The following is a 13248-nucleotide window of genomic DNA, read 5'->3' as shown; positions in this document are numbered from 1 at the left end:
CGGTGCCGAACATGCGAGTGCCCCCGGTCGTGCTGCCGAGCATGATGTCGTCCCTCGATCACGAGCCAGATCGGGGTACGACGTCATGCTCGGCGGGACAACCGGTGGTCCGGGCCATGCTTGACCGCGCGCAGGAGGTGCTCGCGTGGCTAGGCCCGAACCGGCGTGACCGCCGCGGCGTCCTCGTCTCGTTCAGGCCCGCGGGCATCGCGCTGGTCGACCAGTTGTTCGTCGCGTAGGTCGCACGCGAGGCTGCTGTCGTCGGTGAGCTCGATCGCGACGCGCGGGTGCGGCTCGGCCTCGTCCTGTGCACGCTCGATCCGAGCGGTCGTCGGGATCAGCTTTGCTTCCGGCGGAATGACCGCTGGAACCGGTCTGCGGTGAGGACGTCGACCACGGGAGCGAGCTCGCGACCGTCCGACTCGAGTGCGGGGCGCCCCAGAGCGAGGATCTGTCCCGCGTCGTAGTCCCTCTTGTCGCCTGGCTGCGCGGTGCCCGCTCCCGCGCGCACGATCGCGTAGAGACGTTCGCCAGCTCGAAGGCGGTTGACAGACCGGCGACGTTGGCGGGGGCCCGGCCGGCCCTCGGCCGCACCGCGCGAGTTCTCGCTGGTCCAGACTCGAACGTGATCGACTCCGTTGCGGCGCTCGCTCTCGTCGTCCCAGACGATCAGGACGACGACCTGACCGTCTTGTGACTGGGCCTGCCACGACCAGCGCGTGTTGGTGATCTCGAGTCCGAGGTCCTCGGTGAGGTAGGCGTTGATCCTCGTGTGTTGACGCCGCATTGCGTTTTCCCTCCAGGTTCCCGAGCGTAGGAGGAAGGCCTCGAACGTGCACGCGCGGCCGCCGCGCGGTCGCGTCGGGGGTGGTCAGGCGCTTGTTGAAGTCGTAGCTGCTGACGAGTTGCGTCGAATCTCGTGGCAGAACGGATGCGAAAGAAGCGCGTCTCGAGCAGCTGCTCGCGAGGCCAGGATCACGCAGGCGTACGCGTTCCGGACGCTCGGCACAAAGAGGGCGCCGTTCCTCGAGCTCGTAGGCGCCGCGTTCGACCGGTTCAGCGAGACGGCATGCGCGGCGCCGCCGCCGAGGCACAGGACGGGGCGAGCGGTCTGGAACGCTTGAGCCGGATGGGCGCACGCCACGGCGAGCTCCTCGCCGACCGAACGACGCTGCTGCTGCAGCAGCTCCAAGGCTTCGTGGCCTGCGGCGACGGAAGGGGTGGGAACGGCCGCGTGTCAGCCCTGCGGCGGACGCGTCATCGACAGCACGTCGAGCGCCCCGTCGAGCTGGTCGAGCGTCAGTTCGCCCCTCTCCACGAACCCGAGGTCGATGACGGCCTGGCGCACGGTCACGCCCTCGGCGACGGCGTGCTTGGCGACCTTGGCGGCGGCCTCGTACCCGATGACGCGGTTGAGGGGCGTGACGATGGACGGCGACGACTCGGCGTAGGCGCGGGCCTTGTCGACGTTGGCCTCGAGCCCGGCGACGGTCTTGTCGGCGAGGACGCGGGACGCGTTGGTGAGGAGGCGGAGCGACTCGAGGACGCCCTGCGCGATGACGGGGATCTGGACGTTGAGCTCGAACGACCCGCTGGCCCCGGCCCAGGCGACGGTGGCGTCGTTCCCGACGACGCGGGCGGCGACCATGAGGACGGCCTCGGGGATGACGGGGTTGACCTTGCCGGGCATGATCGACGACCCGGGCTGGAGGTCGGGGATGGCGATCTCGCCGAGGCCGGTGTTGGGGCCGGAGCCCATCCAGCGCAGGTCGTTGCAGATCTTGGTGAGGCTGACGGCGATGGTGCGCAGCGCGCCGGAGAGCTCGACGAGCCCGTCGCGGGCGCCCTGGGCCTCGAAGTGGTCGCGGGCCTCGGTGAGGGGAGCCCGGTGTCCTCGCGCAGGAGGGCGATGACGCGCTGCGGGAACCCGGCGGGCGTGTTGATGCCGGTGCCGACGGCGGTCCCGCCGAGGGGGACCTCGGCGACGCGGGGGAGCGCGGACTCGAGGCGCTCGATGCCGTAGCGGATCGCGGCGGCGTACCCGCCGAACTCCTGGCCGAGGGTGACGGGGGTCGCGTCCATGAGGTGGGTGCGGCCGGACTTGACCACGCCGGCCCACGCGTCGCGCTTGGCCTCGAGGACCTCGGCGAGGTGGGTGAGCGCGGGGACGAGGTCGCGGACGACGCCGGCGGTCGCGGCGACGTGCACGGACGTCGGGAAGACGTCGTTGGACGACTGGGACGCGTTGACGTGGTCGTTCGGGTGGACGCCGCGGCCCAGGCTGCGGGTGGCGAGGGTCGCGAGGACCTCGTTGGTGTTCATGTTCGACGACGTGCCGGAGCCGGTCTGGTAGACGTCGACGGGGAAGTCGCCGTCGTGCGCACCGGACGCCACGGCGTCGGCGGCCGCGACGATGGCGTCCGCGACGTCCTGGTCGAGGACGCCGAGCTCGGCGTTGGCGCGGGCGGCGGCCTTCTTGATGCGGGCGAGCGCCTCGATGTGCGAGCGCTCGAGGGGCGTGCCGGAGATGGGGAAGTTCTCGACGGCGCGCTGCGTCTGGGCCCGGTACAGGGCGGCCGCGGGGACCCGCACCTCGCCCATGGTGTCGTGCTCGATGCGGTACTCGGGGGTACCCGTGCTGTCGCCCTCGACTGCGGTCGGTGAAGAAGTCATGCCCCCTATCGTGCCGCAGCCGACGGGGTGCCCCGGGGCGCGCGCCCGGTGGGTGTGAGGGGTGTCACATCGCAGCGCGCTGACGCAGGGCCTCGTAGAGGACGACGGCGGTCGCGCTCGCCATGTTGAGCGAGCTCGCCGCGCTCGCGCGCATGGGGATCCGCGCCACGACGTCGCACGCGTCCCGCCACTGGGCGCTCAGGCCGCGCGTCTCGTTCCCCGTCACGACGAGCGTGGGGAGCGTGAGGTCGACGTGGGCGAGCTCGACCTCGCCCGCCTCGTCGGTGCCCACGACCTGGAGCGGTGCATCGCGGCCGAGCCGCGCGGTCCTCATCCCTTCGATGACGGCGCCCGCGGACGCCGCGGTCACGACGGGGACCGCGAACACCGAGCCGGTGCTCGCGCGGACGGCCTTGGGGTCGTACGGGTCGGCCGCGTGCCCGGTCACGACGACGCCGTGCCCCCGAACGCGTCGACGGACCGCGCGACCGTGCCCACGTTGCCGGGGCTCGTCGGCCGGTCGAGCGCGACCGCGAGGAGGGGTGCGCCGTCGTCGGCAGCGCGGGCGGCCAGGCGCGCGAGGTCGTCGTCCGGCAGGGCGACGACCGCGAGCACCTCGGGCGCGGCGTCGTCCTTGCCGCCCAGCTCGCGCAGGAGCTCGGGCGAGACCGCGTACCGCGGGGCGCGCACGCGCGCCGTGAGCTCGCTGGCCCACGACGACAGCGTGCGGTCGCCGTCGACGAGCCACTCGCGCACCGCGAGGCCCGACTCGACGGCGACCGTGATGGGGCGCACGCCCTGGACGAGGACGTGCCCCGCGCGGTGCCGCTTGGTGCGGTTGGTCAGCAGCGTCTCCCACTGCTGGAACGTGGCGTTGCGGACGGTGACGCGGCGCATCAGGAGACCGGGGTCTCGCCGACCTCGCCCTCCAGCGCGACGAGCCGGGCCGCGCCGTCGCGCAGGTCGTACTCGACGCCGACGATCGCGCAGCGACCCTCGTCGACCGCGGCACGCAACGCGGCCGAGTACGCCGGCAGGGTCGTGACGGTGTGGCGGACGTGCTCGCGCAGGAGCACCTTCTCGTCCATCGCGGCGAACGCCTCGGGTCCCTGGGCGGTGAGCCCGACGATCGAGGGGATCACGCCGTCGGTCACGGCGCGGACGAAGCCGGGCGGCTCCTCGCCTGTCCGCAGCGTGCGTGCGGCCGCGGCGACCGCGCCGCACGAGCTGTGCCCGAGCACGACCACGAGGTTCGCGCCAAGGAGCTCGACGCCGAACTCGATCGAGCCGAGCACGGCAGGGTCGACGACGTGGCCCGCGTTCCGGACGACGAAGAGGTCGCCGAGACCTTGGTCGAAGATCAGCTCGGACGCGACGCGCGAGTCGGAGCAGCCGAACACCACGCCGAACGGATGCTGTGAGAGCGCCGTCTCGTGTCGCCGCGTCGTGTCCTGCGACGGGTGCTCCATCTCGTCCCGCACGAACCGGGCGTTGCCCGCACGGAGTGCGGACCAGGACTCGGTGGGAGTGCTACGCATGGCTTCATCCTCCCGCACGGCCGTCGCGGGTGCGGCCTCGTCTCACCGGGTGTACCTCTGGTAGAGGACCGGAGCGTGCGGATCGGGGGCGAGGTTGCCTCCCGGGGAGTGGTGAGGGTGCAGCGAAGGCAGAGCCGAGCGGGCCGCAGGTGGCTCGCCGTCGCGGTGACGCTGGGGGTGGTGGCGCCGCTCGCGGCGTGCGCGTCGACGGGCTCGGGCGTCCCGACCCTCGACTGGTACATCAACCCCGACAACGGGGGGCAGGCGAAGATCGCGCAGCAGTGCACGGAGGCGTCGGGCGGGAAGTACAAGGTCGTGACGCAGCTCCTGCCGCGCGACGCCGCGTCGCAGCGCGAGCAGCTCGCTCGCCGGCTCGCGGCGCACGACTCGTCGATCGACCTCATGAGCCTCGACCCCGTGTTCGTCGCTGAGCAGGCCGAGGCCGGCTTCCTGGCCCCCGTGCCCGACGACGTCGCGAAGGCGACCACGCAGGACGTCGCACAGGGCGCGATCGACTCGGCGACGTGGCGCGGCAAGATCGTCGCGATCCCGTTCTGGTCGAACACGCAGCTCCTCTGGTACCGCAAGTCCGTCGCGAAGGCGGCCGGCCTCGACATGAGCAAGCCGGTGACGTGGGACCAGCTCATCGACGCCGCGAAGAAGCAGAACAAGTACCTCGCGGTGCAGGGGATCAAGGCCGAGTCGCTCACCGTGTGGATCAACGCGTTGATCGAGTCCGCGGGCGGGCACATCATCACCAACCCCGAGGCGCCCGCGACGGACACGAAGCTCGGGCTCGACACCCCGGAGGGCAAGGCCGCGGCGACGATCATGTCGATGATCGGGACGTCCGGCGTCGGCGGACCGGGTCTGCCGAGCGAGGACGAGCCCGCGTCCCTCACGCTGTTCCAGGGCGACAAGGGCTCGTTCATGGTCAACTGGCCGTTCGTCTGGACCTCGACGCAGACCGCGGTCCAGTCCAAGGCTCTCGACCAGTCGGTGCTCGACGACATCGGCTGGGCCGAGTACCCGCAGACCACCGAGGGCAAGCAGGCGCGACCCCCGTACGGCGGCATCAACCTCGGGATCGGGGCGTTCAGCAAGCACACCGACCTCGCGTTCGAGGCGGCCGAGTGCATCGTCTCGCCCGAGCACCAGGCCCAGTACTTCATGTCCGACGGCAACCCGGCCGCGAGCCTCAAGGCGTACGACGACCCCAAGGTCCAGAAGGCGTACCCGATGTACGCGCTGATCCGGAAGTCGCTCGAGGACGCCGCGCCCCGACCCAAGTCGCCGTTCTACAACCAGGTGTCGACCGGGCTGCAGCAGACCTGGTACCCGGTCTCGCGGATCGACCCGGACAAGACGCCGCGGACGTCGTCCGACTTCATCACCGCCGTGCTGCGAGGGGACCGACTGCTATGACCGCCGCCACCGTCCCGGCCCGGACGCCCGACACCCCTGAGGAGCCGCGGGCCGCGGGTCATCACAAGCCGAAGGCCAGCGACCGGGCCAAGTCCGAGGCGCGCCTCGGCTGGTACCTCGCGGGCCCGGCGTTCGTCGTCATGCTGGCCGTGACGGCGTACCCGATCCTGCAGGCCGTCTACGACTCGCTGTTCCGGTACCAGCTCACGGCCCCGGACGACCGCGCGTTCATCGGACTGCGCAACTACTGGGTCATCCTGCGCGACCCGGTGTGGTGGTCGGACTTCTGGACGACGATCCTCATCACGGTCGTGACCGTGATCATCGAGCTGGTCATCGGGTTCGCGCTCGCGCTGATCATGCACCGCGCGGTGCGGGGGCTCAAGGGGCTGCTGCGCACCGTGATCCTCGTGCCTTACGGGATCATCACGGTCGTCTCGGCGTTCGCGTGGTTCTACGCGTTCGACATCACGTCGGGGTACGTCAACCACTGGTTCGACTGGGTGCCCGGCATCAGCCCGGACCTCAACTGGTTCGCCGAGCGGGGGACGAGCCTGTTCGTGATCATCGCGTCCGAGGTCTGGAAGACGACGCCGTTCATCTCGCTGCTGCTCCTGGCCGGCCTCGCGCAGGTCCCGGGCGACCTCGAGGAGGCGGCCGAGGTCGACGGCGCGTCCGCTTGGCAGCGCCTGTCGCGCGTCATCATCCCGAACATGAAGGCCGCGATCATGGTCGCGGTCCTGTTCCGCGCGCTCGACGCGTTCCGCATCTTCGACAACGTCTTCATCATGACCAAGGGCGCGAACGGCACCGAGGTGCTGTCCCTGCTCGCCTACCGACAATCCATCAGCCAGCTCCAGATCGGCCTCGGGGCCGCCGTCTCGGTGTTGCTGTTCCTGTGCGTCGTCCTCATCTGCTTCATCGCGATCAAGCTCTTCAGGGTCGACCTGGCCGGGGCGAGGGGAGTCCTGATGCGTGCCGCACTCACCGCCCGGCAGCGGTTCTGGTGGACGGTCATCGCGATCGTCGTCCTCGTCTTCGCGCTGTTCCCCGTGGCGTCGATCATCGCGACAAGCTTCAAGTCGTCGTCCGAGATCAACTCCGGGACGTTCCTGCCGCCCCACTGGAGCACGGAGAACTACAAGCAGATCCTGTCGTCCGGGGGCAGCGCACAGACGCTGTTCCTCTCGGCCCTGCGGAACTCGGTCGGCATCTCGCTCATCTCGACGTTCATCGCGGTCGTCCTGGCGACCCTCGCCGCGTACGCGATCGCCCGCCTCGACTTCCCCGGCAAGCGGCTCATCCTGACGACGGCGCTCGGCGTGTCGATCTTCCCGGTCGTCTCGATCGTCACGCCCCTGTTCAACCTGTGGCGCAACATCGGCCTGTACGACACGTGGCTCGGCCTGATCATCCCGTACCTGTCCCTGACGCTGCCGATCTCCATCTGGACGCTCGCCGCGTTCTTCCGGCAGATCCCCTGGGAGCTCGAGCAGGCCGCCGAGGTCGACGGCGCCACGCCCTGGCAGGCGTTCCGCAAGGCGATCGTGCCGCTCGCCGCGCCCGGGGTCTTCACGACGGCCCTGATCGCGTTCTTCATCGCCTGGAACGACTTCGTCTACGGCATCTCGCTGACCTCGACCGACCGGGCACGGCCGGTCCCCGCGGCGCTCGCGTTCTTCACGGGCGCGTCCTACTTCGACCAGCCCACCGGCGCGATCTCCGCGGCCGCCGTCGTCGTGACGGTGCCCGTGGTGATCCTCGTCGTCCTGTTCCAGCGTCAGATCGTGTCCGGCCTGACCCAGGGGGCGGTGAAGGGATGACCGCCCGCCCCGCTCGCCCTGCCCCCGCAAAGCGCACCCGAGGAGTCCGCTGATGGCATCCATCGACGTCAAGAACATCGTCAAGGAGTACGGCGACGGCTTCCTCGCCGTGAAGGGCATCAGCCTCGACATCGCCGACGGCGAGTTCATGATCCTCGTCGGGCCGTCCGGCTGCGGGAAGTCGACCCTGCTGCGGATGATCGTCGGGCTCGAGGACATCACCGACGGCGAGCTCCTCATCGGCGGCGAGCGCATGAACGAGAAGGCGCCACGCGACCGCAACCTCGCCATGGTGTTCCAGAACTACGCGCTCTACCCGCACCTCACGGTGCGCGAGAACATCGCGTTCCCGCTCCGCCTGCATCGGGGGAGTTCAGCGAGGCGGAGATCAAGAGCCGGGTCGAGCGCGCGTCGGACATGCTCGAGCTCAACGACCACCTCGACCGCAAGCCCGCCAACCTCTCCGGCGGGCAGCGGCAGAGGGTCGCGATGGGACGGGCGATCGTCCGCAACGCCCAGGCGTTCCTGTTCGACGAGCCGTTGTCGAACCTCGACGCCAAGCTCCGCGGGCAGATGCGCACCGAGATCGCGCGGCTGCAGCGCTCGCTCGCGACGACGACGGTCTACGTGACCCACGACCAGACGGAGGCCATGACGCTCGGCGATCGCGTCGCCGTCCTGTCCGCCGGGGAGCTGCAGCAGGTCGCGAGCCCGCGAGCCCTCTACGAGCAGCCCGTGAACCTGTTCGTCGCCGGGTTCATCGGGTCGCCGCCCATGAACTTCCTGCCCGGCGAGCTCGGCGACGGGAAGATCCGCCTGCCGTTCGGCGAGTTCGACCTGCCCGACCGGATCGCGAAGGCGGCGGGGGACCGGTCGCTCGTCATCGTCGGGATCCGGCCCGAGGCGTTCGAGGACGCGAAGCTCACCCAGCCCCGTGACGGGTCGTTCCAGTTCGAGGCGACCGTCGACGTGACCGAGTGGCTCGGGTCCGAGCTCTACGCGTACGTGCCGTTCCAGACGCACAAGGCCGTCGAGGCGAAGCTCGCCGAGCTGGAGCGGCAGCTCGACTCCGAGGCGCTGCGCACGCAGTTCGTCGTCAACCTCGACTCCGCGTCGCGCGTGCGCGACGGCGACACCGCGTCACTGTGGTTCGACCCCACGAAGATGCTCGTCTTCGACCCCGAGTCGACCGAGAACCTCACCTACGACGAGGCCGAGGCGACCCGGCTCGACGAGGAGAACGAGGCCGACCGCAAGGCGTCGATCGCGCGGGCCCGCGAGCGTGCGTCCAAGGAGGGCGCGGCCGCGTAGCCCACGGCCGGCGCTCCCTACAGCTCGGTCGCGTCGAGCTCCGCGCGGCGCGGCGGGTTGGCGCCCGCGCGCGAGACCGTGATCGCGGCCACCCGGACGCAGCGCGCCAGGACCCGCTCGACGGCGTCGCCCGAGATCGCGCGCAGCGCCGGACGGTTCGCGGCGCCCAGCAGGCCCTCGTGCCACAGCCCGTCGATCAGCGCGCCCATGAACGAGTCGCCCGCGCCGACCGTGTCGACGACCTCGACGCGCTCGGCCGGGACACCGGTGACTCCCTGCGTGGTCACCGCGACGGCCCCGTCGCCACCGAGCGTCACGACGACGAGCGACGGGCCGAGCGCGAGCCAGCCCCGCGCGACGTCGACCGGGTCGCGGCCGGGCGCCAGCCAGGCGAGGTCCTCGTCCGAGACCTTGACGACGTCTGAGCGGCGCACCAGCTCGTCGACGCGCGGCGCGACGGCGGCGGCCGAGCCCATCAGCGACGGCCGGAGGTTCGGGTCGTAGGTGACGGTCGCGTGCGCGCGGTGAGCGTCGAGCACCGACAGGACGCTGGTCGCACCAGGCTCGAGGACGGCGCCGATCGAGCCGGTGTGCACGACGGCGGCCTCCGCCGGGTCGAGCGTGACGGCGGGCAGGGCCCACTCGAGCTCGAAGTCGTAGGTCGCGGAGCCGGTCTCCGACAGGCGCGCCGCGGCGACCGAGGTGCGCGCGGCGCCGTCGGAGCCCTCGACGACGCTGACGTCCGACGCGCGCAGCCACGACCGGATGCGGTCGCCGTAGGCGTCGGTGCCGAACGAGGTGAGGAGGCGCGCGGGCCGGCCGAGCCGGCCGAGCGTGAGCGCGACGTTGGCGGGGCTGCCGCCGGGGTGCACGTCGACGGTCCCGTCGGCGCGGTGCACGACGTCGATCAGCGCCTCCCCGACGACGAGCGCGTCGCCCGCCACGGCCCGGGTCACAGCGACGCCTCCGCGTCGTCGGCGTCGTCGTCGGACGCGCCGGCGGGTGCTGCGCCGCGTGCGGCGTCGAGGCGCTCGCGTGCGCCGTCGAGCCACTGCTGGCACCGGTCGGCGAGGGCCTCGCCGCGCTCCCAGAGCGCGAGGGACTCCTCGAGGGTGGCGGCGCCGGCCTCGAGCCGGGAGACGACGTCGACGAGCTGGTCGCGGGCCTCCTCGTAGCTCAGCGCGGCGACAGCGTTGTCAGTCGATGGTCGGGGTGCTGCGGTGCTCACGCGATGGATCCTTCCACACGATCGGAGGTCTTCTTGTGCTTCGTCCGAGGCGCGGGCACCCCGCCTTCGGGGGCCTCCGACGCCGTCGCGCCCGCTACCTCCGCAGCGAGCTCGCCCCCGCGACCCGGACCCGGAGCGCGTCCCCGGGGGCGACGTCGTCGGGCGTGCGGACCACGCCGCCGCCCGGGCCCTGGACGACCGCGTACCCGCGCTCCAGTGTCGCGGCGGGGGAGAGCGCACGGACCTGCGCCGCCAGGCGCCCCACCTCGCCCGACGCCCGGACGAGGGCGCCGTCGAGCGCCCGCCGGCCGGCGGTGCGCAGCCGTCCGAGCTCGAGCTCGCGCACCTCGACCATCGTCTCCGGACGGGCGAGCACCGGGCGCGAACGGATCGCGGCCAGGCGCTCGCCCTCGTGCGCCAGGCGTGCGTGCACGGCCCCGCGGAGCCGCGTCCGCGCCTGGTTCAGCCGCTGCCGCTCCTCGCGGACGTCCGGGACGATCCGTTTGGCGGCGTCCGTCGGGGTGGAAGCCCGGTAGTCGGCGACGAGGTCGAGCAGGGGCGCGTCGGTCTCGTGGCCGATCGCGCTCACGAGCGGCGTCCGACACGCGGCCGCCGCGCGCACCAGGGTCTCGTTGCTGAACGGCAGCAGGTCCTCGACAGCGCCGCCGCCGCGCGCCACGACGATCACCTCGACGTCGGGCCGCGCGTCGAGCTCGGCGATCGCCGCGGCGACCTGCGGGACCGCGCCCTGGCCCTGCACCGCGACCTCGCGGATCTCGAACCGCACCTGTGGCCAGCGCGCCTGCGCGTTCACGACGACGTCGTGCTCGGCCTTCGACTCCCGCCCGCACACGAGCCCGACGACCGCCGGGAGGAACGGCAGCGGAACCTTGCGGTCCGCGTCGAACAGGCCCTCCGCCGCGAGGATGCGCTTGAGGTGCTCGATCCGGGCCAGCAGCTCGCCCACGCCGACCGCGCGGATCGCCGACGCCTGGAGCTGGAGCGTCCCGCGCTTGGTCCAGAACGTGGGCTTCGCGTGCACGACGACGTGCGCGCCCTCGTGCACCGCGTCGCCCGGCGCCTCGAGCACGCGTGCCAGCATCGAGACCGGCAGGGACGCGTCGGCCTCGGTGTCGCGGAGCGTGAGGAAGCAGTAGCCCGAGCCCGGACGACGGTTGAGCTGCACCACCTGGCCCTCGACCCAGACCGGCGACATGCGGTCCACGTACGCGGCGATCTTGCTCGACAGCAGCCGCACGGGCCACGGATGCTCGACGCTCGTGTCGAGGGCTCGTTCGGGCAGGGCGGTCACAGCACCACCCTGCCCTATCCCGCCCACACGTCCCACCCGCCGCCGACGGTGACGCTGTGTTCGCCGACGGTGACGTGGTCGGGTTCGCGGGTGGGCGCGGCGAGCTGGTTCGGGCTGTCGTGCTTCGGCCCGGGGGCCGTGCGCACTCCTTGACGCCCTTCACCACCTCCCCGCACCGACCCGCTCGGCCGTCGTCTCGCCCTGGCCGCGCACCCCACCCGCTCCACCCGACCCGACCACGCGGGCGTCACCGTCGGCGAACGCGGCGTCGCCGTCGGCGTACGCGGAGGTGCTGTGGCGGTGTCGCGGACGTGACCTTCCTCTCGGGGCCGGGTGCGGCCGCTCGCCTAGACTCGGGGCGTGACCTCTCCGACCGCAACGGTCCCCTCCACCGGCCCGACGACGCAGCACCGCCGCGTGCTCCTCGCCGCCCCCCGCGGGTACTGCGCGGGCGTCGACCGTGCCGTCGTCGCCGTCGAGAAGGCCCTCGAGCACTACGGCGCTCCTGTGTACGTGCGCAAGGAGATCGTCCACAACAAGCACGTCGTGGCCACGCTGTCCGAGCGCGGCGCGGTCTTCGTCGACGACACCGACGAGGTCCCGGAGGGCGCGCGCGTCGTGTTCTCCGCGCACGGCGTCTCGCCCGCGGTCCGCGAGGCCGCGACGGCCCGCCGCCTCGAGACGATCGACGCCACGTGCCCGCTCGTCACCAAGGTCCACCGCGAGGCTGTGCGCTTCGCGCGCGACGACTTCGACATCCTCCTCATCGGCCACACCGGCCACGAGGAGGTCGAGGGCACCGCCGGCGAGGCCCCCGAGCACATCCAGGTCGTCAACTCGCCCGACGACGTCGACCAGGTCACCGTCCGCGACCCCGACAAGGTGGTCTGGATCTCGCAGACGACGCTGTCCGTCGACGAGACGATGGAGACCGTCCGGCGCTTGCGCGAGAAGTTCCCCACGCTGCAGGACCCGCCCAGCGACGACATCTGCTACGCGACCCAGAACCGCCAGGTCGCGGTCAAGAAGCTCGCGCCGGACGCCGACCTGGTGATCGTCGTCGGCTCGGCGAACTCGTCGAACTCGGTGCGCCTCGTCGAGGTCGCGCTCGAGGCGGGGGCCCGCGCGTCGCACCGCATCGACCGGGCGGCCGAGATCGACCCCGCGTGGCTCGACGGCGTCACGACCGTCGGCGTCACGTCCGGTGCGTCCGTCCCGGAGATCCTCGTGCAGGACGTCCTCGCGTACCTCGCGGCGCGGGGCTACGGGGACGTCGAGGAGGTCCGCACCGCGACCGAGGACCTCATGTTCTCGCTGCCCCGCGAGCTGCGCGCCGACCTCGAGGGCGTCGAGACCGCCGGCCGGCCGGAGCGCGGTGGGCGCCGGAGCCTCGGGGTCCAGCCGAGCTGACCGGGCTGTCGATCCGACCGCTCCGACTTCGTCGTCTCTCATGAGCGCCCCGCCGGGGGCCGGACGGAAGGACACGACGATGGCCACGTACCTGCTTCTCATCTACGGCGACGAGGAGCGCTGGGAGACGATGACGGCCGCCGAGCGCGCCCAGATCGACGAGGGTCACCGGCAGTTCCGGGAACGTGCCGGGAGAAGCATCCTGGCGTCGGGCGAGCTCGAGCCGAGCAGCACGGCGACCACGCTCCGGGCCCGCCCGCTCGGTGACGACGGCGACGGTCCGAGCGTCACCGACGGACCGTTCCTCGAGATCAAGGAGGTCCTCGGTGGGTTCTACGGCGTGGACGTCCCGGACCTCGACGCGGCGCTCGATCTCGCGGCCAGTCTCGCCGAGGTGACCCACGACCACAGCGGGGTGCAGGTCCAGCCGCTCGTGGACCACGGCTGAGCGGCGAGGCTGACCGCCGATACGCCGATGTCGGTCGCTGACGCGGTCGAGGCTGAGACGTCGAGGACCGCCTCGTCCAG

General features: G+C 71.9%; 11 protein-coding genes and 3 pseudogenes. 7 read left to right on the top strand and 7 right to left on the bottom strand.

The genetic code is table 11. The features are described 5' to 3' along the window. Nucleotides 1-116 precede the first annotated feature (116 nt). On the top strand, nucleotides 117-239 hold the full coding sequence (locus QQK45_RS01000) for a helix-turn-helix domain-containing protein (RefSeq protein ID WP_284291445.1): 123 nt from the start codon (nucleotides 117-119) through the stop codon (nucleotides 237-239). A gap of 998 nt (nucleotides 240-1237) precedes the next feature. On the opposite strand, the pseudogene QQK45_RS00995 reads toward QQK45_RS01000, so the two are convergent. From QQK45_RS00995 to QQK45_RS00985, 4 genes and pseudogenes are all read right to left on the bottom strand, one after another. Then, nucleotides 1238-2673 (bottom strand): annotated as a pseudogene (locus QQK45_RS00995) (class II fumarate hydratase). A 64-nt stretch (nucleotides 2674-2737) separates the two neighbouring features. Then, nucleotides 2738-3121 (bottom strand): TrmH family RNA methyltransferase, encoded by a 384-nt coding sequence (locus QQK45_RS21700; protein ID WP_348525108.1) that lies wholly within the window; start codon nucleotides 3119-3121, stop codon nucleotides 2738-2740. Beyond that, the gene (locus QQK45_RS21695; RefSeq protein WP_348525107.1) at nucleotides 3118-3570 is read right to left on the bottom strand and encodes a TrmH family RNA methyltransferase; all 453 of its coding nucleotides are present in this window, start codon (nucleotides 3568-3570) and stop codon (nucleotides 3118-3120) included. The genes QQK45_RS21700 and QQK45_RS21695 overlap by 4 nt, the downstream gene beginning before the upstream one ends. Next, nucleotides 3570-4211, bottom strand: a complete 642-nt coding sequence (locus QQK45_RS00985) for a carbonic anhydrase (RefSeq protein WP_284291442.1) — start codon at nucleotides 4209-4211, stop codon at nucleotides 3570-3572. Before QQK45_RS00985 ends, QQK45_RS21695 begins: the two co-directional genes overlap by 1 nt. 165 nt (nucleotides 4212-4376) lie before the next feature. Here QQK45_RS00985 and QQK45_RS00980 point away from each other — a divergent pair, with 165 nt between their 5' ends. The 4 genes and pseudogenes from QQK45_RS00980 to QQK45_RS00965 all read left to right on the top strand — a co-directional run bounded on the left by QQK45_RS00980 (nucleotide 4377) and on the right by QQK45_RS00965 (nucleotide 8770). Next, nucleotides 4377-5636 (top strand): extracellular solute-binding protein, encoded by a 1260-nt coding sequence (locus tag QQK45_RS00980; RefSeq protein ID WP_284291440.1) that lies wholly within the window; start codon nucleotides 4377-4379, stop codon nucleotides 5634-5636. Next, nucleotides 5633-6601, top strand: a pseudogene (locus QQK45_RS00975) (carbohydrate ABC transporter permease); the annotation flags it as partial. The gene QQK45_RS00980 and the pseudogene QQK45_RS00975, both read left to right, overlap by 4 nt. A gap of 6 nt (nucleotides 6602-6607) precedes the next feature. Beyond that, the gene (locus tag QQK45_RS00970) at nucleotides 6608-7459 is read left to right on the top strand and encodes a carbohydrate ABC transporter permease (RefSeq protein WP_284294892.1); all 852 of its coding nucleotides are present in this window, start codon (nucleotides 6608-6610) and stop codon (nucleotides 7457-7459) included. A 52-nt stretch (nucleotides 7460-7511) separates the two neighbouring features. Beyond that, nucleotides 7512-8770, top strand: a pseudogene (locus QQK45_RS00965) (ABC transporter ATP-binding protein). Nucleotides 8771-8787: 17 nt separating this feature from the next. Here QQK45_RS00965 and QQK45_RS00960 read toward each other — a convergent pair. The 3 genes from QQK45_RS00960 to xseA form a co-directional block, all read right to left on the bottom strand. Further along, the gene (locus QQK45_RS00960; protein ID WP_284291438.1) at nucleotides 8788-9726 is read right to left on the bottom strand and encodes a carbohydrate kinase family protein; all 939 of its coding nucleotides are present in this window, start codon (nucleotides 9724-9726) and stop codon (nucleotides 8788-8790) included. Beyond that, nucleotides 9723-9998 (bottom strand): exodeoxyribonuclease VII small subunit, encoded by a 276-nt coding sequence (locus QQK45_RS00955; RefSeq protein ID WP_284291436.1) that lies wholly within the window; start codon nucleotides 9996-9998, stop codon nucleotides 9723-9725. Before QQK45_RS00955 ends, QQK45_RS00960 begins: the two co-directional genes overlap by 4 nt. A gap of 94 nt (nucleotides 9999-10092) precedes the next feature. Further along, nucleotides 10093-11310, bottom strand: coding sequence for an exodeoxyribonuclease VII large subunit (xseA, locus tag QQK45_RS00950; RefSeq protein ID WP_348525106.1), 1218 nt, complete (start codon nucleotides 11308-11310; stop codon nucleotides 10093-10095). A gap of 360 nt (nucleotides 11311-11670) precedes the next feature. Between xseA and QQK45_RS00945 the strand changes: the two genes are divergently transcribed. Both QQK45_RS00945 and QQK45_RS00940 read left to right on the top strand, forming a co-directional pair. Beyond that, on the top strand, nucleotides 11671-12720 hold the full coding sequence (locus tag QQK45_RS00945; RefSeq protein WP_284291434.1) for a 4-hydroxy-3-methylbut-2-enyl diphosphate reductase: 1050 nt from the start codon (nucleotides 11671-11673) through the stop codon (nucleotides 12718-12720). A 79-nt stretch (nucleotides 12721-12799) separates the two neighbouring features. Next, the gene (locus QQK45_RS00940; protein ID WP_284291432.1) at nucleotides 12800-13168 is read left to right on the top strand and encodes a YciI family protein; all 369 of its coding nucleotides are present in this window, start codon (nucleotides 12800-12802) and stop codon (nucleotides 13166-13168) included. Nucleotides 13169-13248 lie beyond the last annotated feature (80 nt).

The organism is Luteimicrobium album (genome assembly GCF_030161555.1).
GTDB classification, from domain to species: Bacteria; Actinomycetota; Actinomycetes; order Actinomycetales; family Cellulomonadaceae; genus Luteimicrobium; species Luteimicrobium album.
The sequence above is the reverse complement of the archived record's forward strand: the minus strand, read 5'-3'. Positions and strand labels throughout refer to the sequence as shown.

What these genes read in the sequence shown, in the direction of transcription:
- QQK45_RS00985 (WP_284291442.1), bottom strand. Translation starts at nt 4,211, where the DNA reads ATGCGTAGCACTCCCACCGAGTCCTGGTCCGCACTCCGTGCGGGCAAC.
- QQK45_RS01000 (WP_284291445.1), top strand. Translation starts at nt 117, where the DNA reads ATGCTTGACCGCGCGCAGGAGGTGCTCGCGTGGCTAGGCCCGAACCGG.
- QQK45_RS21695 (WP_348525107.1), bottom strand. Translation starts at nt 3,570, where the DNA reads ATGCGCCGCGTCACCGTCCGCAACGCCACGTTCCAGCAGTGGGAGACG.
- QQK45_RS00940 (WP_284291432.1), top strand. Translation starts at nt 12,800, where the DNA reads ATGGCCACGTACCTGCTTCTCATCTACGGCGACGAGGAGCGCTGGGAG.
- QQK45_RS00970 (WP_284294892.1), top strand. Translation starts at nt 6,608, where the DNA reads ATGCGTGCCGCACTCACCGCCCGGCAGCGGTTCTGGTGGACGGTCATC.